Annotated in this window: 19 protein-coding genes; 10 read left to right on the plus strand and 9 right to left on the minus strand. The window is 38.5% G+C overall.

The features are described 5' to 3' along the window. Positions 1-441: 441 nt before the first annotated feature. The 3 genes from HQN83_RS24000 to HQN83_RS24010 all read right to left on the minus strand — a co-directional run bounded on the left by HQN83_RS24000 (position 442) and on the right by HQN83_RS24010 (position 1,967). Positions 442-924, minus strand: a complete 483-nt coding sequence (locus HQN83_RS24000) for a hypothetical protein (protein ID WP_173094111.1) — start codon at positions 922-924, stop codon at positions 442-444. Positions 925-978: 54 nt separating this feature from the next. Next, positions 979-1,404 (minus strand): hypothetical protein, encoded by a 426-nt coding sequence (locus HQN83_RS24005; protein WP_173094113.1) that lies wholly within the window; start codon positions 1,402-1,404, stop codon positions 979-981. 116 nt (positions 1,405-1,520) lie between these two features. Further along, positions 1,521-1,967 carry a KTSC domain-containing protein gene (locus HQN83_RS24010; RefSeq protein ID WP_068886564.1) on the minus strand — a complete coding sequence of 149 codons (447 nt, stop codon included), beginning with the start codon at positions 1,965-1,967 and terminating at the stop codon, positions 1,521-1,523. Positions 1,968-2,265: 298 nt separating this feature from the next. On the opposite strand from HQN83_RS24010, the gene HQN83_RS24015 reads away from it, so the two are divergent. The 5 genes from HQN83_RS24015 (at position 2,266) to HQN83_RS24035 (ending at position 9,928) form a co-directional block, all read left to right on the plus strand. Beyond that, complete coding sequence (locus HQN83_RS24015; RefSeq protein ID WP_173094115.1) at positions 2,266-2,946, plus strand: response regulator transcription factor; 681 nt, start codon at positions 2,266-2,268, stop codon at positions 2,944-2,946. Beyond that, positions 2,943-4,304, plus strand: a complete 1,362-nt coding sequence (locus HQN83_RS24020; RefSeq protein WP_173094117.1) for a sensor histidine kinase — start codon at positions 2,943-2,945, stop codon at positions 4,302-4,304. The genes HQN83_RS24015 and HQN83_RS24020 overlap by 4 nt, the downstream gene beginning before the upstream one ends. Positions 4,305-4,378: 74 nt before the next feature. Continuing rightward, a complete protein-coding gene (locus tag HQN83_RS24025; RefSeq protein WP_246254576.1) occupies positions 4,379-5,662 on the plus strand; it encodes a TolC family protein in 1,284 nt (427 codons plus the stop codon). A gap of 7 nt (positions 5,663-5,669) precedes the next feature. After that, complete coding sequence (locus HQN83_RS24030; protein WP_173094121.1) at positions 5,670-6,773, plus strand: efflux RND transporter periplasmic adaptor subunit; 1,104 nt, start codon at positions 5,670-5,672, stop codon at positions 6,771-6,773. Positions 6,774-6,790: 17 nt separating this feature from the next. After that, positions 6,791-9,928: an efflux RND transporter permease subunit gene (locus HQN83_RS24035; RefSeq protein ID WP_173094123.1), complete on the plus strand. Its 3,138-nt coding sequence runs from the start codon at positions 6,791-6,793 to the stop codon at positions 9,926-9,928. Positions 9,929-9,931: 3 nt separating this feature from the next. On the opposite strand, the gene HQN83_RS24040 is transcribed toward HQN83_RS24035, so the two are convergent. Next, positions 9,932-11,371, minus strand: coding sequence for an alpha-L-fucosidase (locus HQN83_RS24040; RefSeq protein ID WP_173094125.1), 1,440 nt, complete (start codon positions 11,369-11,371; stop codon positions 9,932-9,934). A 155-nt stretch (positions 11,372-11,526) separates the two neighbouring features. On the opposite strand from HQN83_RS24040, the gene HQN83_RS24045 reads away from it, so the two are divergent. Continuing rightward, positions 11,527-12,237 (plus strand): SRPBCC family protein, encoded by a 711-nt coding sequence (locus tag HQN83_RS24045; RefSeq protein ID WP_173094126.1) that lies wholly within the window; start codon positions 11,527-11,529, stop codon positions 12,235-12,237. A gap of 19 nt (positions 12,238-12,256) precedes the next feature. Here the strand turns inward: HQN83_RS24045 and HQN83_RS24050 are convergent, their stop codons facing one another. After that, positions 12,257-12,772, minus strand: a complete 516-nt coding sequence (locus HQN83_RS24050) for a hypothetical protein (RefSeq protein ID WP_173094128.1) — start codon at positions 12,770-12,772, stop codon at positions 12,257-12,259. 101 nt (positions 12,773-12,873) lie between these two features. On the opposite strand from HQN83_RS24050, the gene ychF reads away from it, so the two are divergent. Further along, complete coding sequence (gene ychF, locus HQN83_RS24055; RefSeq protein WP_173094130.1) at positions 12,874-13,968, plus strand: redox-regulated ATPase YchF; 1,095 nt, start codon at positions 12,874-12,876, stop codon at positions 13,966-13,968. 295 nt (positions 13,969-14,263) lie between these two features. Here ychF and mgtE read toward each other — a convergent pair whose 3' ends face one another. After that, positions 14,264-15,637, minus strand: a complete 1,374-nt coding sequence (mgtE, locus tag HQN83_RS24060; RefSeq protein WP_173094132.1) for a magnesium transporter — start codon at positions 15,635-15,637, stop codon at positions 14,264-14,266. 217 nt (positions 15,638-15,854) lie between these two features. Here mgtE and HQN83_RS24065 point away from each other — a divergent pair, with 217 nt between their 5' ends. Further along, complete coding sequence (locus HQN83_RS24065; RefSeq protein ID WP_217277463.1) at positions 15,855-17,087, plus strand: hypothetical protein; 1,233 nt, start codon at positions 15,855-15,857, stop codon at positions 17,085-17,087. A gap of 3 nt (positions 17,088-17,090) precedes the next feature. Here the strand turns inward: HQN83_RS24065 and HQN83_RS24070 are convergent, their stop codons facing one another. After that, a complete protein-coding gene (locus HQN83_RS24070; protein WP_217277464.1) occupies positions 17,091-19,208 on the minus strand; it encodes a hypothetical protein in 2,118 nt (705 codons plus the stop codon). 190 nt (positions 19,209-19,398) lie between these two features. Between HQN83_RS24070 and HQN83_RS24075 the strand changes: the two genes are divergently transcribed. Then, complete coding sequence (locus tag HQN83_RS24075) at positions 19,399-20,595, plus strand: multidrug effflux MFS transporter (RefSeq protein ID WP_173094134.1); 1,197 nt, start codon at positions 19,399-19,401, stop codon at positions 20,593-20,595. Here HQN83_RS24075 and HQN83_RS24080 read toward each other — a convergent pair. Then, the gene (locus HQN83_RS24080) at positions 20,592-21,200 is read right to left on the minus strand and encodes an FMN-binding negative transcriptional regulator (RefSeq protein ID WP_173094136.1); all 609 of its coding nucleotides are present in this window, start codon (positions 21,198-21,200) and stop codon (positions 20,592-20,594) included. The genes HQN83_RS24075 and HQN83_RS24080 overlap by 4 nt on opposite strands. Positions 21,201-21,230: 30 nt before the next feature. Beyond that, complete coding sequence (locus tag HQN83_RS24085; protein WP_173094138.1) at positions 21,231-22,112, minus strand: DMT family transporter; 882 nt, start codon at positions 22,110-22,112, stop codon at positions 21,231-21,233. A gap of 97 nt (positions 22,113-22,209) precedes the next feature. Between HQN83_RS24085 and HQN83_RS24090 the strand changes: the two genes are divergently transcribed. Beyond that, the gene (locus tag HQN83_RS24090) at positions 22,210-23,625 is read left to right on the plus strand and encodes an aminotransferase-like domain-containing protein (protein ID WP_173094140.1); all 1,416 of its coding nucleotides are present in this window, start codon (positions 22,210-22,212) and stop codon (positions 23,623-23,625) included. Positions 23,626-23,763 lie beyond the last annotated feature (138 nt).

Genomic DNA, 23,763 nt, shown 5'->3' on the forward strand with positions numbered 1-23,763 from the left:
TAAAAACGGGTTTCTTGTTGGCCATATCTACTACTGATTTACATCATAAATGTATGAAAATCAATAAGTTAAATCAAATTTAAAACGAAAAAAAACAACTTAAATTGTTAATAATCAAGACTATAGGAATACAGGTAGACGCAAAAGAGCCCGTATCACGATTTATGATACAGGCTCCTTTTTTTTCATCCCATTGACAGTCACTCGTCATGTTGATAATCACCCGCCATGTTGATAATCGCTCGCTATGTTGATAGTCGCTCGCTATCCTGAATTTATTTCAGGACCTCGCACTAGCAGGGCTTTCTTTCTCTTGAGAGATCCTGAAATAAATTCAGGATGACGATTGAGGGGAACCAAATCGTAGTTAAACCTTTTTGCCTCCCTCTTTTTGCGATATCCTATCCTATCCTATCCTATCCTATCCTATCCTATCCTATCCTATTTACATTCCGTTGGTGCAAAAGTGAATCTGCCTCTTTCAAAATTGATCGGCTTTCCTTTTACAAAATACGATTTCCCTAATGAAGTTTCAATCTGACCAACACCCAACACCAATTTGCCGTCTTTTTTCAATAACGCCAACGGATTTTTATAAATGGTTTTGTTTGTGCCAATCTTAAAGGTGTAATCAACAAACAATGTATCCCCACTAAATTTCCCGGCAATTAAGCCATCGTTGGTTCCTTTTTCCAGATATTTTATAACCAAACCACCTGTAACTTTTCCCTGAGCAGAAGTCACTACATTCAGATGTGCAGTATCTACCCCATCTATAGCAATAAAACATTCTTTACTAACCTGGGCATCTGCAGTATCCATTTTGGTACTATCTTTCAGTTCCGAAGTTTTATTTCCTCCCTGGGTACAGCTAAATGCCAAAGGCAAAGCTATAAGTGCTAAATAAAGTGCTGATTTTCTCATGGCAATAATTTAAGTTGATGGATTTAATACTTAAAGATAAAAAAGTAAATTGAATTATTTTACCCTCAAATAAAGCGTACTATATCCGTCGTAATAATTATCGCTAAGAAATAATGAGTCCTTTCTTAAAGACACTACATACTTTCTTATTTCTTTAGCAGGTGTATCAACTTCATTAAATGATATTGCGGTTTCAATTTGTCCGGAATAAATGCTTTTTATTGTTGAGAACTCGTATTTACCTTCCTTAACAAGATTTCCATTTTCCAGCTGTTGATAGGTATCTTTAGATTTAAATGCCAAAACAGACCTTTTCCCTTCTTCGGCCGGTTTAGTTTCTCCTGTAAAACCGCCCCTCGAAAACTTAAGCTCCCAATTCCCAATCAGTTTTTGCTCAATATTTGGTTCAGATTTTTGTTTCTCGCAGGAATAGAAACCTACAGTTGTAAAAGCAAGAATCACCAAAAAATACACTTTCATATCCATGTTTTAAGTTTTGCAGCTAAAACGGATTAAAAGCAAAAATCGCTACACCTTTGGCATTTTTTAATGCTAAGGGCGTAGCGATCTATATAATTCAGATATGAATTTTAAACTTAAGCTGTTTCCAGTTTTACAATATTTCTGTAAGGGAAAGAGCCAAAAATATGTCTGCGTGCAAACCTACCCGGCGAATCAGCATTTACTAATTTTACATAAACAGCTTTAGGAACACCGAAGTATTCGTAAGCACTGCCATCAAGAAAATGAACGGTTAACACTAAACCTGCCCAGCTATAATCAGCAATACCACAAGTTGCAGTAGTTTGAGTATATTCATCAAGCGAAAGCGCAAGCGTTTCCGGAGCAATGCTAACCAGGAAATGGTAAGCTTCAATAATTTCTTTGCTTTTGGTTTCTGCTTCTAATTTAGCTTCTTCGCTATCCTGAAACTTGTCAGGGTGCCAATCTTTCATTAAACCCCTATAAATGGTTTTTAATTCTTTTAATTCGGCATCCTTCTGTACACCCAATAACTTCCTGTAATCAACTATCTTCTTCATAAAATTTGCGCGAAGGTACGGAGATTTTTCGACTAATCACATTAAGTTCCAATTAATTAAGAAAAATATTCTTTAAGACATGTTCAATTCAAGCTGAATTTCCAGTTTATGTTTTGGGGGCGTTGTTAGGGCCTTACTAGGGCGTTGCTAGGGCCTTGATAGGGCCTAAGCCCTGTTAAAGCCCTGGCAAAACCTTAGTAACAGCCTCAGTATTACTTAATAATTAAAATTCACTCCTAATAAAACTCTAATACATTTGCATTATTATAAATTAACAAATACTATATATTTGCGAGATATGTTCAAAATTGGATTAGCAGAAGATGATGTAAAAATAGCCGCCTTGATAAAAAGCGGGCTAGAAGAACATCAATACCATGTTACCCCTATTCATGATGGCAGTTTGGCTCTTGCAGAATTTAAAGATCATGAGTATGATCTGGTAATACTTGATATTATGATGCCCGGCTTAAACGGAATAGAAGTTTGTCGCGAATTGAGGACAAAGAACAAAAACCTCCCTATCCTTATACTCACAGCTCTTGGCTCTATTGAAGACAAAGTAATTGGCTTAAGCTCCGGTGCCGATGATTATCTGCTTAAACCATTTCACTTCAGAGAACTACTGGCTCGTTTGGAAGCGCTCTTAAGGAGAAGCGATAAAAAACCGGACGGTCAAAACACCCTCAATTTTGCTGATATTACTATGGATACGTATAGTAAATCTGTTAAAAGGGCCGGAATACCAATTGAACTTACGGCTAAAGAATACATCCTTTTAGAACTGTTTTTAAAAAACCCCAACAGATTACTATCCCGACAGTACATTGCAGAAAACGCATGGGACATTAGTTTTGATACAGGAACCAATGTAATTGATGTTTATATCAACTTCCTTAGAAAGAAGATTGAAAAGGGATTTGATAAGCGACTGATACACACAAAAATTGGGATGGGCTATATCCTAAAGGAGGCATGAAAATAAAAGATCGGCTGGCATTATACTTTACGCTAATCAGCACATTGGTGTTACTTTGCGTGCTTTCTGCCGTATATTTTACTTTCATAAAATTTATGCAGGCCGAGTTTTTTGCCCGACTTACAGATCGGACTATGGTTACGGCAAAACTTTATCTGGAAGCCGATGAAATATCGACAGACTCTCTAACCCGTGTACGTGAGCAGTACCTCGAAAAGCTAAACGGAGAGGTAATCCGTATATACAATAGCAAAAATGACGCAACGTTTATTGGCGATGATCAGCAATACTGGAATCATGAAACTATCGAAAAGGTTAGGCGATATAAAAAAATCAGGTTTAAAGATGGAAACCGACAAGTAGTTGGTATTTACTATAAAGACAATCAAGGTGATTTTGTAATACTTGCCTCTGCGATCGATCAAAGCACCATTTCAAGAGTAGATAAACTTCTGAAAATAATGGGAGCCATTTTCCTTGTCATCTTTGTAGGGCTTTTGCTTTCTGCACGATGGATTGCAAAAAAAATACTCCTCCCTCTAAATCTTTTCATAGATCAGGTTAAGCTCATTAAATCTAACAACCTGCATTTTAGGGTACAGGAAGGTGCTAATAAAGACGAAATATACCTACTGGCACAGAACTTTAACAACCTGATGGAGCATTTGGAGCAATCCTTTATTTTGCAAAAAACTTTTGTAGCTAATGCGTCGCATGAACTCAGAACGCCTATCACAAGAATGATTATTGGAACTGAAATCGCGCTTTCTCAAGACCGTAGTAAGGAAGAATACCAAAAAGCCCTAACATCAGTACTTGAGGACGCTGAAAAGCTGGAAGACATTATTAGCAGTTTACTTAAGCTTGCTCAGGCTGATTTGGAATACGGCTCTACTCATCTAGAAAAAGTGCGTATTGATGAAATGCTATGGAGGCTTCAACAAGAATGGAATCAAAAATCGGATGCCTATAAATTGGTAGTTGAAATGAAAGATCTTCCAATGGATGAAGATCAGCTAACCATTTCCTGCAACCCTACCCTATTGCAAATTGCCATTGACAACCTCATTTCCAACGCTTTTAAGTTTTCGGATTCGCAACCTGTAAAATGCACGCTTGATGTTAAAGAAGATGGCATCCATATTTTTATTGCTGACACAGGTGTAGGAATAGACGCTGCAGAGCTAAATAATATCTTTAATCCGTTCTACAGTTCCTCTACCAAACCCGAACATACCGGCAATGGAATGGGCTTATATATGGCTCATAAAATCATTACACTTTACCGCGGAACAATCACAGTATCGTCACAAAAGGACGAAGGCACTACCTTCCACGTGGTGTTCCCTCCATTTTAACCCGATTTTAATTTCTCTTTAATTTCAGTTTAATTCATCTAAAGTAGGTTTGACCAAACATTATACAAATGGTCATGATACCTTTTAGATTCAATACCTTTTTAAGCTGTTTACTGCTCTTATTTTCTGCGACCGCAGCTTCTGCACAAGCAACAGATTCGATTAAGTTAAGCTTACAGGATGCCGAAAGTCTTTTCGTAAAGAACAACTACCAGCTAATAGCCAAGCAATACCAAACGGATCAGGCAAGAGCCGATGTGATAACTGCTCGCTTATTTGACAATCCTGAAATCAGTTACGAGAATATCCTATACAACAAAGACACGAAGAAATTCCTCCAAACGAATAGTACTACGGGGCAATATCAGGGTGCTCTATCTCAAATGATTAAGCTTGCCGGTAAGCGTAATAAAAATATTAAGCTGGCTACAACTGGAGTTAAACTGGCCGAATATGAATATTTCGATTTGATGCGCACCTTGCGTTATACGCTCAGTTCTACTTTTTACAAGACTTATTATGATCAGCAATCTGCCAAAGTGTATCTGGAGCAGATTAATTCCTTAAAACTTTTATTGAGCGCTAATGAGCAACAATTAAAGATGGGAAATGTTGCCATGAAGGATATCATAAGGATTAAATCTCTTTTATACAGTCTGCAAGGCGAATACAACAGTCTGCTTAATGATATTGAAGACCTGCAAACTCAGATTAAACTAATGACAAACATCAAGCCTGATGCAAATCTTGCTTTAGTTGTTTCTGCAGATGAGGAAAACAATTATCAGCCGGATAAAAAAGCATATAGCAACCTACTTGATACAGCAATAACCTATCGTGCAGATCTTCAGCTGGCTAAAACAGGAATCGCATATGCGGAAAACAACTTAAGATTACAAAAGGCCAATGCTGTACCTGATGTAGAGCTGTCTCTTACTTATGACCGCAGAGGTGGTTATCCAGACAAGTATACAGGTATCGGAATAAAACTTCCAATCCCTTTATTTAACAGAAATCAGGGAGAAATAAAGAAGGCGAAAATTGCAATTGACGAAGGGCGTTCTAATCTAAATCAGCAAGAAGCAATTCTGGAAAATGAAGTGTATAACAGTTATGCTTCGGCACTAAGGACAGAAAAACTATACCGTGGTTTTGATAGCAATTTCAATTCTGATTTTGACAAACTGATTGTAGAAGTGATTAAAAACTTTAAAAACAGAAACATCAGCTTACTAGAGTTTATGGATTTCTATGATTCTTACAAAGCGAATACGCTGCAAATGAACACGCTAAAATACGAGCGGATGAACGCCAAGGAAGAAATCAATTTTGTTACCGGATCAACCATTTTTAAATAACGCACACATGCAAAAAATCATTAAAACAATCGGCGCGATCACTGTTTTCTCTGCCGCTGTTATACTTTTACCAAGCTGCTCGGAGCAGTCAAAAGAGGTTCCTAAGGAGGATAATTTTGTAGTTACAGACTCTTTATTGAAAAGACTGGAAATAGATACGGTACAGGGTGCTAATAACCAGGCCGACCTTAATTTCTCGGCAAAGATTACGGCCAACGAAGAACGGATGTCTAAAGTTTACCCTATGGTAAGTGGTTTGGTTCAAAATGTTCCGGCCAAACTTGGTGATCGTGTAAGTAAAGGACAACTACTAGCCACCATGACCAGTGCTGAAATGGCAGGCTTTGATAAGGAAGCCATCAGCTCTTCGGCAGAGTTAAGGAATGCCCAACGCAGCGTAAAACTTACTGAGGATATGTTTAAAAGCGGATTGGCTTCGGAAAGAGATCTTGATCAGGCAAAAAATGATTTGCTGGTTAAACAGGCCGAAGACAAAAGAAGCAAATCTATTTTATCATTAAATGGAGGCAATAAAAATGGTACTTATGCATTAAAGGCACCAATATCTGGTTTCATTATCGATAAAAACGTAACCAGCAATATGCAGGTTAGACCAGACAATAATGCAAACTTATTTACCATAGCCGACCTTTCTGACGTATGGGCTTTGGTTAATATTTACGAATCAGACATCTCCAAAATTAAAGAGGGCGATGAGGTTAACATTTCAATCCTATCTTATCCAGACAAGGCATTTAAAGGTAAAATAAGTAAGATATACAACATATTAGACAATGACAGTAAGGTAATGAATGCACGCGTAGTGATTGATAACCCCGGTTATTTATTGAAACCGGGAATGATGGCAACTGTACAAATTGCCACCCGAAATGGTGCAACTTTGCCGGTGGTAAGTACAGATTGTCTCATTTTTGACAACAATAAATACTACGTACTGGTACTTGATCCTGTAAAAAAAGTACGCATTCAGGAAATAGAAATAGGTAGAAAGTTTGAAGACAAGGCTTACATCAGCAAGGGCCTTAATGCCGGCGACCGGGTTGTTGCCTCTAAACAACTATTTCTGTACGACAGTTTGAAACCTCAATAACCACTTAACTTACAGTAATGAATCAATTCATTAAGTCGATCATAAACTTTTCCCTTAAAAATAAATACTTCGTATTTTTTGCCACCTTTATTTTAGTGCTGGCGGGATATCTAAGTTTCAAGAACACTACTATTGAGGCTTTTCCGGATGTAACTAACACCAACGTAACCATTATAACACAATGGCCCGGTCGTAGTGCCGAAGAGGTTGAAAAGTTTGTTACCCGACCACTCGAAATTGCGATGAACCCTACTGAGAAAAGAACAAGTATCCGCTCTTCTTCTCTATTTGGATTATCGATAGTTAAAGTCACCTTTGAAGACAATGTTGACTATCAGTTTGCAAGGGTACAAATTAACAATCATTTGGATGAGGCCGACCTCCCTTCTGGTGCAAAACCAGAAGTACAACCTCCATATGGTCCTACAGGAGAGATTTTCCGCTATACACTTAAGAGTGATAAGAAATCTGTTCGGGAACTAAAAACCTTGCAGGATTGGGTGGTACAACGTGAACTGCTTTCTGTACCCGGCATAGCCGATGTGGTAAGCTTTGGTGGAGAAGTTAAAACCTACCAAATCACCGTTGATCCTCAGAAATCTTTACAGTATGGGGTTACCGCAACTGAGCTTTTTGATGCTGTTTCTAAGAGCAATATTAATGTTGGTGGTGATGTAATTGAGCAAAGCGGACAAGCTTATGTAGTTCGCGGAATTGGTGTTTTAAACAACATCGATGAGATCAAGAACATCATTATAGATAACTTTAATGGCACGCCGGTATATGTTAAAACCATTGCCGAGGTTACAGAATCGGCCTTACCAAGGTTAGGGCAAGTTGGTAGAGATCATGATCCTGATGTTGTTGAGGGCATAGTTGTTATGCGCAAAGGCGAAAATCCAAGTGAGGTAATACACGACCTTAAAGAGAAAATTAAGGATGTAAATGAAAACATTTTACCGGGTGATGTAAAGATAAGTCCATTTTATGACCGTGAGGATCTGGTAAACTTTGCCACTCATACGGTAATGCACAACATGCTTGAGGGGATCATTTTTGTCACTCTGATTGTGTTCTTATTTATGGCCGACTGGAGAACCACATTGATTGTTTCGGTAATTATCCCATTGGCACTCCTCTTCGCCTTTATTTGTTTAAAACTAAAGGGAATGTCGGCCAATTTACTGTCTATGGGAGCCATAGATTTCGGGATCATCATAGATGGTGCGGTAGTAATGGTTGAAGGGATTTTTGTGGCCCTCGATTACAACTCCCATAAAAACGGTACAGAGAAATTTAACCGGATGAGTAAATTGGGTATCATTAAAAGAGCTTGTCTGGAAAATGGAAAGGGTATTTTCTTTGCCAAGCTGATTATCATTACCGGTTTAATGCCAATCTTCACTTTCGAAAAGGTAGAGGGTAAAATGTTCTCACCATTGGCATGGACACTCAGTTTTGCATTGTTAGGTGCGCTATTATTAACCTTTACACTTGTGCCCGCAATGGCCAGTGTATTGCTGAGAAAGAACGTTAAAGAGAAACACAATATATTTTTAGAGTTTCTCACAAAAGTTGTGATGCGAGTTTACACGGCATGTTTTAAAGCCCGAAAGCTTGTATTTGGTATAGCTATGGCCATACTTGTGGTTGGACTGTTTAGCTTTAAATTTTTAGGTACAGAGTTTTTGCCTACGCTAGATGAGGGATCGATATATGTAAGAGCAAGTGCCCCGCTAAGCGTTTCGTTGAATGAAACCAAAAAGCTTTCAAACGAAATGCGTAAGATATTCTTAAGCTTTGAGGAGGTAAAACAGGTGATTTCGCAAACCGGCAGGCCAAATGACGGCACCGATGCTACCGGATTTTACAATATGGAATTCCTGGTCGACATTTATCCTAAATCGGAATGGAAACGCAAGCAAACCAAAGAGCAACTGGTAGAGCGTATGCAGGAAAAACTGAAAGGCTACCCCGGTATTAGCTTAAACTTTTCTCAGCCTATTTCTGATAACGTAGAAGAAGCGGTATCTGGCGTAAAGGGGTCTATTGTTGTTAAAATGTTTGGCAACGACTATACCTTTATTGAAAAGCATGAACAACAAATATTTAACATCCTAAAAACAGTTAACGGAATTGAAGATTTAGGGATTCTTAGAAATTTAGGTCAGCCTGAATTGCAGATCAACCTGGATCAAAGCAAAATGGCTCTGTATGGAGTTAGAACTGAGGATGCAAACTCTATTATAGAAATGGCTATTGGCGGTAAAGCAGCCACCCAGATTTATGAAGGAGAGCGAAAGTTTGATCTTAGAATCCGCTATCCTGAAGACTTCAGAAAAGATGAAGCTTCAATTGGAGCCTTACGCATCCCTACTATTTCTGGCGCTAAAGTCCCTTTAAGTGAGATTTCTACTATTCGTAAAATTACAGGCCCTAGTATCATTTACAGGGATAAACACGAACGCTATGGAGCTATTAAATTTTCGATAAGAGGTAGAGATATGGGAAGTGTTATTGCCGAAGCACAAGCAAAAGTAAAGGCTCAAATTAAACTTCCTAAAGAATATAAACTGGAATGGGCAGGTGATTTTGAAAACCAACAAAGAGCTACCAGTCGTTTGTCGGAAGCTGTACCTATCAGTTTGTTACTTATATTTTTCATCCTGTTTGTACTGTTCGGAAACATCAAAGATTCATTATTGGTATTAAACAATGTGCCGTTTGCCATGATTGGTGGCATACTTGCCCTGCTGGCTACCGGAGTAAACTTTAATATTTCGGCAGGGATTGGGTTTATTGCCTTGTTTGGAATATGTGTGCAGAATGGTGTAATTCTGATTACCCGATTTAAAAGCAACATGGTTGAGTTAAAACATCGTCCTGATTGGACTTTTGCTGATGCACTGAGAGATGGTGTTGCCAGCAGGATGCGTCCGGTAATTATGACAGCGCTAATGGCTGCAATTGGTTTAATGCCAGCTGCATTATCAACAGGAATAGGTTCAGAAGCTTCTAAACCTTTAGCAATTGTGGTTATTGGAGGTTTAATAACCAATACTTTGTTTAACCTATTTGTATACCCAATAGTTGTCTATTGGGCATACCAAAAAAAGGTTAAGCATTTAAGTTTACCATCTGTACCCCAGAACTAATGCCTATAAGTCCGGTGCTTTGTAAAGTTGTACGCTTGAAAGTACCGGGCAGGCATTTGATTCTAAAATGTTTACCCTGATTTTGCTGGTCTTTACAGTTGGGAATACTAAAATTCTTTTATGTCCAATAGTAGTTTGAGTATCTAAAGGTTTAAATTCAGATCCTTCCAGATATTCTACAGAGAAAGATTTAACTCTTTGCCCTAGTTTAATATACTCCTGAAGTACAATACGGTTTAATTCAGTCTCTTTACCCAAATCGATAGTAATCACTGCATTTTTAACCTGATCATCGGTACTCCAATAAGTCTCGTTGTTTCCGTCGGTTAAGTTTTGCGCAGTAAACTTCTTGTCTTTTCCTCTGATGTTACTTACTGTTACTTTTTTACCCTTTGCAAGGTCAGTTTTGTAAGCTACATCAAGATACTTTTTGAATTCCATTAATCTGGTAGAATCCGTTGGGTGGATTAAACCATCACGATTTACCGGCACATTTAACAACAAGTTACTATTACGTCCAACTGAAGTGTTGTAAATAGATTCTAACTGATCAAGTGTTTTAACCTGATTATCGGTATTGGCACTATAAAACCAACCTGGTCTGATAGACACATCAACCTCCGCAGGAATCCAGTATTTACCATTCTCATTTCCTGTATTAAGCACTTTACCTTCTGGAGCCTCTGCTCCTACTCCAAAGCCATCAGTATTTAAGGTAGACCAATTGGTTTCTCCTGCAACACCTCTTTCATTACCCATCCAACGAATATCCGGACCGATATCACTAAATATTACTGCCTGAGGTTGGTTTTTACGAACTACATTATAAAACTTAGGCCAGGCGTAAGCTTGCTTTTTCTCGCCTCCATTTGCACCATCAAACCATTGCTCAAAAACACTTCCGTAATTGCTCAGTACTTCATTAAGTGTATTGGCAAATACATCATTGTATTTAGGAGTACCGTATTCAGGGTGGTTACGATCCCATGGAGATAAGTAAACTCCGAATTTTAAACCGTACTCTTTACAGGCTGCAGATAGTTCTTTTAACACATCTCCCTTGCCGTCTTTCCAAGCGCTTTCTCTAACAGTATGTTTACTGAATTTACTTGGCCACAGGCAAAAACCATCATGGTGTTTAGCCGTAATGATGATTGCTTTCATACCTGCATTTTTTGCTGTACGTGCCCACTGGCGAGCATCTAGTTTTTTAGGATTAAATACCTTTGGATCTTCATCGCCATGCCCCCACTCTTTATCTGTAAATGTATTTGGGCCAAAATGGATAAACATATAATATTCCATTTGTTGCCACGCATACTGATTTTTGTTAGGAACCGCACCATAAGGTTTAGGTGCTGCTACGCTTGATTGCCCATAACTGTTTGCAGTAAACAATAATGAACATAAAGCCGCAGCGGAATAGGTTTTTAATAGTTTCATTGTGTATGGTTAGATAAGAACTTTAAAATTGCGATTAAAGTGGTGTTAAAAATTCTATGATTTTGTCATAAAAATAAACGATTTCGGCAAATATTAAAACTTATCTATTACAGAACTGTTATTCTGTAATTATAGCCAATAAAATGAGCCATCTAATGAAAACACATGAAACTAATTTGAAACTTAGGTCGGGAAAATTCTCCATTGAAAAGCATCATTACGAGAACATAGGTCTTACAGAGCGTATGGTTTCGGTACTGTTAAGCGGTATTTTAATGACCAGAGGTATAAGACGCCCACTTAAAGCGCAGTTTTTATATGGGGCTTACATGGCTTACAGAGGGTTTACAGGCAGATGTTTCTTTTATGAAAAACTTGGCATTGATAGCAATAAACCGAGAGCAATAAATATTAGGGGCGAATTTGAAATAGATAGACCTGCCAATGAAGTGTACGCTTACTGGCGCGATTTAAATAACCTTCCGGGAAGTATTAAGCACTTGCTAAATGTGGAGGTGATTGATGAAAACCTGTCTCATTGGAAAACCAATGTAATGGGCAGCTTATTTTCGATAGACTGGGATGCAGAGATTATTAAGGATGAACCGAATCGTTTAATTGGATGGCGTTCTTCTCCAAGTTCATTGATAAGTCATGTTGGCCGGGTTAAATTTACTGAAACAGCCGATAAAACAGGTACAATTTTAAAGGTGGTTTTATCTTATCATCCTCCTATTGGAGGGGTTGGCCTAGGTTTAGCCAGATTATTAAATCCTTACTTTGAGAGTTTATTAAAAAAGGAAATCAGGAGTTTTAAACATACTATAGAAAACAGGGTTCCGATATATGCTAACGGAACCTTGTAAAATATGTTTTGTGCTTAGATTAAGAGGCTACGCTACCTGCACCTAAAAGAGCTACAACTCCCAAAAGGAAAGAAATAGTATTAAGACCTAATACGGTAATGGTAATGATACCCCAAAACTTAAAGAACGACTTCATTTTGCCCATTGCTACACTTAGCGCCGGCTGATCTCCAAATAATACGGCCTGTTTTGCCGAATTAGCATATTTAAACAATAACAAGCTTGGGTAAAAATAAAGCAAAGCAAATAACAGAACCAAAACTGTAAGGAAACCTCCTCCAAATGCTGCCCAAGGGTTATTTGCTGCACCCCCTAAGCTGACGTTCATTGCAGTTATTATTGCTCCTGTACTAAATGAAAACAGGATCATGATTCCGGTTAATACAAAGCCTACGATAGATAGAAATTTGGTCCACCTGGCTGTTTCGTATATGTAACTACGAATGTCTTCTGTTACAGTCAACAAAACTTCTTCTACTTCCTGAGGTTCATTTTGTGTTGTTTCCTCAGGATTTTCTTTCTCAAAATCTTCCATGTTTAATTGTATTGTTTTTTTAAAGGCTTTTAGCTTGCCTAAACATAAAGAATATTTTTAAAAAATTGATACCTTTGCGCCAAATCAAGAAAAAAACATACATGGCATTACAATGTGGTATAGTTGGTTTACCAAATGTTGGAAAATCTACTTTATTTAACTGTTTATCTAACGCAAAAGCTCAGGCTGCGAACTTCCCTTTCTGTACTATCGAACCAAATATTGGTGTTATTACTGTTCCGGATGATAGATTAACTAAACTTGCAGAACTCGTAAACCCTAACCGAATTGTACCGAATACAATTGAAATTGTAGACATCGCCGGCTTGGTTAAAGGAGCTTCAAAAGGAGAAGGTCTTGGTAATCAGTTTCTAGGTAACATTAGAGCAACAAACGCGATCATTCACGTTTTACGTTGTTTTGATGATGGAAATGTGATTCACGTTGATGGATCGGTAGACCCTATCCGTGATAAAGAAATTATTGATACTGAATTACAGCTTAAGGATTTGGATACTGTTGTAAAACGTATTCAGAAGGTTGAAAAAATGGCTAAAACTGATAAAGATGCCAAAAGAACTTTCGATATTCTAAGTGTTATAAAAACTCACGTTGAGAGTGGTAAATCTGTTCGTTCGGCAGCAGTTGCAGCTGAAGATTTTGAATTTATTCAGGATTTAGGCTTACTTACTCAAAAACCGGTAATGTACGTTTGTAACGTTGATGAGAATTCAGTTATAGATGGCAATGCTTATGTTGAGCGTGTTAAAGAAGCAGTAAAAGATGAAAACGCTGAGGTATTGGTTATTTCTGCTAAAATTGAATCTGAGATTGCTGAGCTTGAAAGCTATGAAGAACGTCAGGAATTCCTTGCTGATTTAGGCTTAACTGAGTCGGGTGTAAATAAACTAATCCGCGCTGCTTACAGATTATTAGACCTATACACTTACTTTACAGCCGGTGTACAGGAAGTAAGAGCCTGGACGATTACAAAAGGATTTACTGCGCCTCAGGCTGCCGGTGTAATTCACACAGATTTTGAAAAAGGATTTATCCGTGCTGAGGTAATTAAATATAATGACTTCGTAACTCTAGGTTCTGAGAATGCATGTAAAGATGCCGGAAAACTAAGCGTTGAAGGAAAAACTTACGTTGTTGAAGACGGAGATATTATGCACTTCCGTTTTAACGTTTAACGGTTAAAAATTTAACAGTTAAGAGTTTAAAATTTTACAAAAGCGCCTGTATCAATAATATTGATACAGGCGCTTTTGTATATGGTCATTTTTACACGATTACTTTTTTTACTATCGTCATCCTGAATTTATTTCAGGACCTCTCAAGAGAAAGGAAGCCTAACTAGTGCGAGGTCCTGAAATAAATTCAGGATGACGGCGGTATAAACATAATTGTCGCTATCACTTTATCGTATTTCTTCCAATACTAGGCTCGCACCATCATCACCAACAATATATCTTCTATCAGAAAGCGCTACAACAGCACTCCCGTGAGGAACAGCACTGCTACAGAGAAATAGATGATCAAGCCTGTTACATCCACTAACGTGGCAACAAACGGCGCAGATGAGGTTGCAGGGTCAGCGCCAAGTTTTTTAAGCAATAAAGGAAGCATTGATCCGGCAAGTGAGCCCCATAATACAACGCCTACTAATGCCACCCCAACAGTTATACCTATAAGCATCCAGTGCGGACCATACATATCAGTAAAGAAGGTCCATGCAAAAATTCTTAGGAAACCTATTGAACCCAACACAAGCCCTAGCATCAAGCCAGAGATAATCTCTCTTCGCATAACTCTCCACCAATCACCAATGGTGATTTCGCCAAGAGCCATGGCCTGAATAATTAGCGTAGATGCTTGAGAACCGCTATTACCTCCACTGGAAATAATTAAAGGAACAAACATTGCCAAAATAACTGCTTTAGCAATATCAGCTTCAAAATGCGCCATCGCCGTAGCGGTAAGCATCTCTCCAAGAAAAAGTACAACAAGCCAGCCAATCCTTCTTTTAAACAAACCTAGAATAGGCATATCTAGATAAGGCTCATCTAGGGCTTGGGTACCCCCAATTTTATGTATATCTTCAGTATATTCTTCGTTCGCAATCCATAGGATATCATCAACCGTCACTATACCTAATAATACGTTGTTATCATCAACAACAGGCAATGCAACCCTGTTATTCATCCTAAATATATTAATGGCTTCTTCCTGATGGTCACTTGCTTTTAAAGCAATTAATCGTTTATCCGTAAGGTCTCCTATTTTAGCTTCGGGATCTGCAAGTAAGATTTCCCTGATCCTGATGTCATCCAACAGTATGCCATCCTTATCAATCACATAGATTACATCAATGGTCTCAGAGTTTTTACCGTAACGTCTGATGTGCGAAAGTACACGGGTTACAGTCCAGTCCTTTTTAACAGCAACATAGTCTGGAGTCATTAACCTACCCACACTATCTTCCTCATAACCAAGAAGTGAAAGTGCCTCTATCCTATCTTTAGCGGGCAAAAGTATAATCAGTTTTTTAACAGCATCACCTTTCAGTTCACTAAAAAGTGAAGTACGATCATCCGGTGGAAGTAAATTGATTAGTTCTGCTAACTTATTACCTGGAAGCTTTTTAATGATCTTTTCCTGAGTAGGAAAATCAAGGATACGGAATACGTTTACAGCCCTTTTAACAGATAATGTTTCAATAAATTTTACCGCGTACTGGGGGAGTTCGTCTATCAGATGTTCTACGTCCGAAATATTCAGATCATCTAAATAAACCTTTAATTGAGCATCGTCTTCAAGCTCCAATAGCCTTGCGATTTCTACAACAACTTCCTCTTCCATATACACTAAATTCTTTACATGATTTTCACTGCTTTACGGCTGCAAAAATGCCTTTTTATTTTTAAAAAAGGCATTTATAATGAGAAAAATATCAGAATAAATATAAGCACTACTAAACATGGAGACCTTTAGTGAAAAATGGAGGACTCAAATAGCTATTTTAATAAACAAAATAACATAAATTTAGTCGACCAAATATTTCACATAACCATTAGACATGCTAAGAGCTACATTAATAGTACTGACTTTTATTTGCCTGACTACTTCAACCAAGGCCGCAATAACAACATCGAAACCTATCTCTCCAGAAAAAACTGACTACAAATTCAAGGGTAAAATCTCCAGAAAAGTACTTGAAAATTATTTAGATCGGTCTATAACCATGCAAAGAATGCTTACAGGGGAAGGTAATTTTGATGATAACCTAAGGATGATTAAAAATATTGGCGCCAAGTTTATCGGTCGTGCAGTTTGCCAATGGGGAGGTGAGGCTGATCTTCTAAAAAACTTTGAACAGGAAAAGCAATTTGCCGCGAGAGTACACAAGATAGATCCGGATATTATACTACAAGCATGTATTTTTGAAATTGTAACTCCTGAAATTGAAAAGGTCCCAGTACCGGAATGGGCTTTTAAAGCGCTTAATCTTCCAGCAGAAAAACGAAACTTTCGCTATGCGGACATTCTATATGCCGATGGAAGGATGAATAAGCATTGGGGTAATTCTGGGGTGCCCGACATCAGCAGACCTGAGACTAAACTTTTATTCTATTTTCTTGCTGCTTCATACATAGATGCGGGCATTGAGGGCATACACTTTGGTCAGGTTGAGCTAATGAATAAAAATGACCAGAACCTTGATCATTACGCACAGGTATTGAATCTGATTAGAGGATATGCGGCTAAACATGCAAGAAGAAATATGCTGATATGTGATTCACACGTGCCAAGTGGTGGTTTTTTACGTGAAGGTAAATTATTAATGGACTTTCATTCCTTTCCCTTAAGAATTTTGGAAACACCGGAAAAACCTGAAGAGGCAATTCTTAAAGTTGGACATTCAGATGCTCTTTTTAACCGCAGCAAAGGGGGCATAACTCCAAGCGGCTGGTCATGTGAGCACCTACCCTACTTAGTTGAACTTGACAACTTTGGGGCAAGCAAATCCCCGGGCAAACCAGTTGGAGACATCTATGTTTGGGGTTATGATGAGATCAGTTGGTTTGCAAAACAAAATGATCAGTATCGTCGTGATTGGTTACACTACGCCTATAATTGGCTTGCAAAAGCTGACCCTAATGGGTTTCTTGAAATGCCAGGAAGCAGACAAACGACAAGACTTACAGATAAGAAATGGTACGACGCCAATAACCGTAGTGCAGCGGTGCCTAATGGCCATGGCGACGAAGATACGATTAAAGATATTTGGGCAAATGGGAGAACTAAGTAATAGTTATAACGCTTTCTTTAACCCTTCCCATTTTACTACCCATGAGCCGTCTTTAGGAAAACCCGGAGCGTTGCCGGCAGGTGCGCCATCCCACCCAGCAGCCATCATGGCCACTGCGTAAAGCAAACCGCCATTGCCTGGAAAATAAGGAAACGGTCCGCCTCCGTCAACCAAACCATGTTCTTCTAAACGAAAACCGGGGTAGTTGAGCAAATAATCTAATGCTTTATCCCCTTGGCCTAGTTTTGCAGCGCACATGGCTAGCATAGGGAAGTCCCATCCCCAGGTATGGCTAAATTTCCAGGTCTCACCTACCTTTTTTAATGTTCTTTCCATTGTAGGCACATCAACTCCATCACCTGGTAACATACCATATGCACCAATCAAAGCAGGGTGCTCAAAGGTGTAGTTTTTCCACATGTCATCAATGTTTTCCCATGAAACATACAGTCCATCCTTTACCGGAAGTGGTGATAATTTATCCAATACGTCTGTGTATTTCTGACTTGCCGGCATTTTCAATCTCTTGCGCCATTCCTGAGCAATTTTTAAACCTGTACGCCAATAACTAAGCTCATACGTAGGATTGATTGTAGTGCGAGGATCTGCATTTTCGGAAACCACCTGTAGGGGGTAGCCCAGGATATATCGGTTTTGCTCCTTGTTATAATGTGCATACGAAGCCATAAAATCAGCAGATTGCAATACCACATCCTTCCATTTATTAAGCGTTTTCTCATTTGGATGAGCCCTGTAATCCAGTTCCGCGAAGAATATTGGGTGTGGTTGTTGCCAAATCAATAAGGCTGTGATTTCTAAAGGCCATTCCCAACGGGCATGGTCTCCAATGGTTTTCGGCCATCTGGCACCTTCATACCCTTGTTTTTTCGCCCTTGCCGCAGATGATTCCAAATGATCTCCATATGCTTTTAAACTTGGATCAAGTAATGGCCACCTGTCCCACAGCGCATAATGTGTACCATGCCACCACATCATTTCATAGTGATATTTACCATACCAACCATTGTTAACCAATCCGCTTTCTTGTGGGGGTAAAGATCCTGCCTCATTGATAGCCATAACATATTGCGAGAGCACTATACGCCTTTCCAGTTCTTTCCACCTCGGATCTTTACTTTCAGACAAGTCTATTGCCCCTCCGCTTTTCCAGAAGTTTTCCCATTTCTTAATGCTCTCATTATTGGTCTGCTGGAAAGTTGGTAAGTTAGATTTTATAGGTTTTTTAGAGAAAGAAAGGCTGATTTCTGCCTGATCCTTACCTGCAAACTGAAGTTCGTATCTATGTGCTTTTGTTTCTTTTATCGTTCCTCCATTCTTACATTCTAACCTAACATCATATTCTGTATTGTCCAACTGTCGGTGAAAGTCTGTCCTTCCATTAGAAAATACGGCCTCTGTACTATGTTTACCTGGGTTATTCCAGTCTGCTCCATTTCCAAATTCCCCCATTGAAGCATAAGGAAATTCAATAAATGCACCGATAAGACCATCATTCAGGTTATCTGCTTCTATTTTGACAGCTATGGCGTCTTGTGTAGGATGTCCAGCGGTTGTTACTTTTATCTTACGCCCTTCCAGTTCAAATGTACTGGTGACTATTCCGGTCCAGAGATCTACTTTTTGAACCGGATTTTGCAAATCATTTAGTACAGCCTTTGTTCCATCTTTCTTCTTTAGTATGAGGCCTAGTCTACCGAGATTGATGCGTTGCGGATTGCCCCTCATCCAATCAGAAAGCTTTTCTTGCTCTTTGTTTTGAATATCGTACCTGATCATTCGCCCTTGCGCTTCCCATTCCTGTCCTTTAAAGTCCGCAGGTGTTTCTGAAGTAGGTAAGGGAAACTCATGCCAACCCCAGTTAGACATAGTATTACCAGCCTGAGTAAAGGTTTGCATGCCTGTAATATCAAAACCATAAGCAAACTCACCATTCCCCACCTGACTTGGCCCTTTTAAATTTCTATCAGTGACAGTAATGTTATGCCTGGTAACTACAGCTTTACGATCAATCTTTGATGGTTGTTGCTGAAAGGCCTTAGTATTTTGAATGGTAAGAATAGAAAATATCTGGACTGCTATTAATAGTCTCAATTTGTTCATAGCTGATGTGTCGTATCTGGTTATCTTGAATTTTAAAAATAGGCATATTCATTTGAACTTGCATCCTGCACTGACCTGATATTTTAGCTTTAATCCTAATAAAAGCTTTTTTATTTACTAGCAAAATTTGCAAAGGAGCCAATAATAAAATTAGTTTTACTGATCATAAAATCAGTTACTCAATACACAGATGAAAATCAATGCGAAGCCCTTATTGATAACTTTAACTTTAGGCATTTTAACAGCAATAGGCTCCATCTCCATTGACATCTATTTACCCGCATTTGGCATAATGGCCAATTATTTCAAAGTGCCGATTGTTCGTATTGAGAGTACAGTAACATTATTTCTTTTCGGTATGTCTTTTGGTCAATTACTTATTGGCCCTTTATCTGATGTGTGGGGAAGAAAAACACCTTTAAGAATCGGCTTAACGGTCTATGTTCTTTGCAGCATTTGCTGCTTACTAACCAATTCCTTCTCTTTATTTTTAGCGCTCAGATTTATCCAGGGACTTGCAGGAAGTGCCTGTCAGGTAATTTGCCGAGCGTTGGTTAGCGACATCTATAAGGATAAAAATGCAGCTCACGTTTTCACTATTTTGCAGATAATAATGGGCGTTTCTCCAATATTATCACCTATAGCTGGAGGTATGTTAGCCGAAGGATCTACCTGGAAGTATTTATTTCTAATTATGGCAGTTGTTTCAGGATTAGGGCTGGTTGGATGTTTAACCGTTTTACCTGCAGGAAAAGCTGCATCAGATGATAAAAGACTAAATGTTTCGGGCATATTAAACAGCTACTCCTATTGTCTAAAACATCCAGCATTTATTAATTATGCTTTGGTGAGAGCCATTAGCAACAGCGCGGCATTTTCTTTTATTACAGCTTCGCCATTTATATTTACACAGATTTATGGGCTAAGTAAAAAGCAATTCGGCTTTATGTTTTCGGCTTTGGCCATAGGAGTAATCTTTACAGGAATACTTAATACAAAGTTACTGAAGCATTTTGAGGTTCAAAGAATCACCAAATTTGCCATCACTTGCCAATTGGTTACAGGCTTATTACTGATAATTACATTGCACTTTAATGGTTCTTTCCCGGTTTTACTGGGTTTGATTTTTATATTCCTGTCTATGCTTGGCTTGATTCTTCCCAATACGACTTCTTTGTATATCGGATCCATCCCTTCATTCAGCGGATCTGCCTCTGCGTTGGTCGGAGCACTAAGCTATCTATCTGCATTTTTGATTACATCAGTACTAAGTTTACTCTATAACCGTACTGCATATCCAATGATTTTAATGATGTGCTTTTGTGCTTTACTTGCCTATTTGTGTTTAAAGTATAAAAACCGAAGGGGCTCATATAATGAGACTTAGATAGTTTTCCTAATATGATCTGCTAAGTCATTTTCTACTGAACTCTCACTTTTCTCCAGTTGATCAATAATCCTTTGGCGCTCTACTTCAGATTTGTTCTGACTTAATTTCTTCTGTCCCTGCAAGTCGGAGACCTCTAATTCAAAAGCAACAATTCCTTTTATCATCCCTTTTTTAAACTTATCAGAAAGACTATTCCACTGTTCCAGGTAACCCTGTTCATAAACCATAATCATTTCTTCTAATGTTTTAAGCTTAGAGTCTTCATCTGTAATAATTTTTGCTTTCCCATAAGCATGTACAGCAATGTAGTCCCAGGTAGGCACACTTTCTCTTTTGTCGTAATGTAAAGGCGAAATATAAGCGTGAGGTTCGGTAAAGATAACCAATGAAGTATTTTCTTCTATGTATTTAGGCTGCTCATTAGCTAATGCAAAATGACCACTTAAAATCAACTTACCCTCCCTTTCAGTTATAACAAAAGGTAATTGTGTGGCTAAAGGAACATTATTATTAGTGGTAATTATTGTTGCAAAACTATATTGCTTCATAAAGGCAATTTTTTCAGCTTCGCTATCAAATTTGAACATACTAGGTATAAACATAAGTACAGGTTTTATTCGTAAATCTATTTATTATTTGGCAAATTTCTTGGTTCCGGCAACACATAGAATTACGCCGACAGTTACCCCTAACATACCCGAGCTTACTTGCTCATGAAGTAAAGTAGCTGCTAGTGCCAAACCAAAAAATGGTTGTAATAGTTGTAACTGCCCTACGGTTGCAATACCCCCCTGAGCCAAGCCCCGATACCAGAAGATAAAGCCAATAAACATACTAAACAAAGCAACATAGGCTAGGCTAAACCAGGCCGCTATACTAACAGCAGCAAATGATTCTGGGCGCAAAAAGAATGTTAGCGGTGCCATTACTGGCAAGGACAATACCAATGCCCAGGAGATTACCTGCCAGCCCCCAAGTGTCTTGGAGAGTTTGGCTCCCTCAGCATATCCAAGTCCACATAAAATAATGGCTGCTAGCATCAGAACATCTCCAATAGGAGAAGCAGCAAAACCTTGTGTAATTGAATATCCTACAACCAAAAGACTGCCCACTATTGAAAAAAGCCAAAATATTGCAGGAGGACGTTCTCCCCCACGCATTATTCCAAAGATGGCGGTGGCAAGTGGCAACATCCCCAGAAAAACAATAGAATGCGCAGAAGTAACGTGTTGCAAAGCCAATGCGGATAGAAGAGGGTAACCAACCACCACGCCTAATGCGACAATAAGTAAAGGAAATATCTGCTTCTGTGTAGGCCGCTTTTCTTTAAAAATCAACAGAACACAGAGCGCAAGTACTCCTGCAATAGTTGCACGCGCAACTGTTAGAAATACCGGATCGAGATCCAAAACGGCTATTCTTGTTGCCGGTAATGACCCACTAAATACAATTACACCAATAAAGCCATTAGCCCAACCGCTGGAAGATTTCTTCTTATTTATTATTTCTGTCATCTATCTAAAAATTTCTGTTCAAAATTACCCTAGAACACATAACAACTACAGCCCCAGTTTTGTAAATTTGAATGGACACAGTTAATAGTTTCAAAAAATGGCTAAGGTTTATTTATACAGCGAAATAGCAAATGGAATTGCTTTCCAAATCAGAAATGGAGTTTTAAAGGCTGGGGAAAAACTTCCCTCTGTAAGGATGCTTTGTCGCGAACATGGCGTTAGCATGAATACAGCAAAACGTATATTCCTCGAGCTAGAAGCACAATCCTTAATTGAATCAAAACCGCAATCAGGCTATTTTGTAAGTAAATTACTTCAGCAAAAATTGTCTCTTCCGGACATCAGCCGTCCTTCGCTTATCGCTAATGATAAAGAACCAAATGAATTAATTACTAAAGTTTATGCTAAAATGGGCAGAGATGACCTTACACTGTTCTCAATCGGGGTTCCATCTGGCAATTTATTGCCGTTAGCAAAACTAAAAAAGGAAATTTTACATGCTATACGGGAATTAAAGGAAGGAGGTACAGAATATGAGCCGCTTCAAGGCAATGTTAAATTGAGAAGAATGATTGCTGTACGCTCATTAACCTGGGGCGGAAATTTGAATGAAAATGACCTGATTACTACCAGTGGCGGCATGAATGCCTTATCATTTTGCCTTATGGCTTTGGGGAAACCCGGTGATACTGTCGCAGTAGAAAGTCCTTGCTATTCAGGGATTTTACAGCTTGCAATAAGTTTAGGTCTTAAGGTACTGGAATTACCAACACATCCAATTACAGGAATAGAAATAGATGCCCTAAAAAAGGTTATCCCCAAAATTAATCTTTGCTTATTGGTTCCTAATTTTAACACTCCTTTAGGCAGCTGTATGCCTGATGAACATAAAAAAGAGGTTGTCGAGCTTTTAGCGAAACATGGCGTTCCCCTTATTGAGGATGATATATATGGCGATCTTTATTTTGGTTCTCAGCGACCAAAATGTTGCAAATCTTTCGACAAGGAGGATAATGTTTTATGGTGCAGTTCTGTATCTAAAACACTAGCTCCAGGTTATCGTGTTGGCTGGATTGCCCCTGGTAAACACAAGGAAAAGTTACTTAAATTAAAGTTTGTTCATTCTATATCTTCAGCTTCTATCATTCAAGAAGCGGTTGGTAACTTCCTAAAAACTGGTAGATATGAAAATCATCTTCACCATCTTCGTAGTGCTTTAAAAAGCAATTATCAGAACTATATCCATACCATTGCTGAGTATTTCCCTGTAGATACAAAAGTAAGTAGGCCACAAGGAGGGCTTGCACTTTGGGTAGAATTTAACAAAGACATTGATACCATAAAATTATATGACCTGGCCATTAAAAAGAATATTAGTATTTCGCCGGGGCGGATGTTTACCCTACAAAACCAGTTTGAAAACTGCATGAGACTATGCATAGGCTTGCCTTGGTCCGATGACCTCAAATTCAAACTAAAACAACTTGGAAACCTTGCAAAAATGATTTCATAAGGTGGTGGAATCTGTTTAAACCTGTCAGAAAGCCATTGACACACCCTAACTCTTTAGCAAATGCAATTGAAATAGGTGAAATTCCTTTGTCAATTAGGTAAAATGAAGCCATTGCTCATATTGCCAATCATAAATATT

Source organism: Pedobacter foliorum (assembly GCF_013266735.1).
Classification (GTDB): Bacteria; Bacteroidota; Bacteroidia; order Sphingobacteriales; family Sphingobacteriaceae; genus Pedobacter; species Pedobacter foliorum.

Excerpts from the sequence above, each read along its gene's own strand:
- HQN83_RS24070 (WP_217277464.1), bottom strand. The coding sequence starts at position 19,208 with ATGAACAAATTGAGACTATTAATAGCAGTCCAGATATTTTCTATTCTT.
- ychF (WP_173094130.1), top strand. The coding sequence starts at position 12,874 with ATGGCATTACAATGTGGTATAGTTGGTTTACCAAATGTTGGAAAATCT.
- HQN83_RS24000 (WP_173094111.1), bottom strand. The coding sequence starts at position 924 with ATGAGAAAATCAGCACTTTATTTAGCACTTATAGCTTTGCCTTTGGCA.
- HQN83_RS24050 (WP_173094128.1), bottom strand. The coding sequence starts at position 12,772 with ATGGAAGATTTTGAGAAAGAAAATCCTGAGGAAACAACACAAAATGAA.
- HQN83_RS24075 (WP_173094134.1), top strand. The coding sequence starts at position 19,399 with ATGAAAATCAATGCGAAGCCCTTATTGATAACTTTAACTTTAGGCATT.
- HQN83_RS24030 (WP_173094121.1), top strand. The coding sequence starts at position 5,670 with ATGCAAAAAATCATTAAAACAATCGGCGCGATCACTGTTTTCTCTGCC.
- mgtE (WP_173094132.1), bottom strand. The coding sequence starts at position 15,637 with ATGGAAGAGGAAGTTGTTGTAGAAATCGCAAGGCTATTGGAGCTTGAA.
- HQN83_RS24005 (WP_173094113.1), bottom strand. The coding sequence starts at position 1,404 with ATGAAAGTGTATTTTTTGGTGATTCTTGCTTTTACAACTGTAGGTTTC.
- HQN83_RS24035 (WP_173094123.1), top strand. The coding sequence starts at position 6,791 with ATGAATCAATTCATTAAGTCGATCATAAACTTTTCCCTTAAAAATAAA.
- HQN83_RS24045 (WP_173094126.1), top strand. The coding sequence starts at position 11,527 with ATGAAAACACATGAAACTAATTTGAAACTTAGGTCGGGAAAATTCTCC.
- HQN83_RS24015 (WP_173094115.1), top strand. The coding sequence starts at position 2,266 with ATGTTCAAAATTGGATTAGCAGAAGATGATGTAAAAATAGCCGCCTTG.
- HQN83_RS24080 (WP_173094136.1), bottom strand. The coding sequence starts at position 21,200 with ATGTTTATACCTAGTATGTTCAAATTTGATAGCGAAGCTGAAAAAATT.
- HQN83_RS24040 (WP_173094125.1), bottom strand. The coding sequence starts at position 11,371 with ATGAAACTATTAAAAACCTATTCCGCTGCGGCTTTATGTTCATTATTG.
- HQN83_RS24020 (WP_173094117.1), top strand. The coding sequence starts at position 2,943 with ATGAAAATAAAAGATCGGCTGGCATTATACTTTACGCTAATCAGCACA.
- HQN83_RS24085 (WP_173094138.1), bottom strand. The coding sequence starts at position 22,112 with ATGACAGAAATAATAAATAAGAAGAAATCTTCCAGCGGTTGGGCTAAT.
- HQN83_RS24010 (WP_068886564.1), bottom strand. The coding sequence starts at position 1,967 with ATGAAGAAGATAGTTGATTACAGGAAGTTATTGGGTGTACAGAAGGAT.
- HQN83_RS24065 (WP_217277463.1), top strand. The coding sequence starts at position 15,855 with ATGCTAAGAGCTACATTAATAGTACTGACTTTTATTTGCCTGACTACT.
- HQN83_RS24025 (WP_246254576.1), top strand. The coding sequence starts at position 4,379 with ATGATACCTTTTAGATTCAATACCTTTTTAAGCTGTTTACTGCTCTTA.
- HQN83_RS24090 (WP_173094140.1), top strand. The coding sequence starts at position 22,210 with ATGGCTAAGGTTTATTTATACAGCGAAATAGCAAATGGAATTGCTTTC.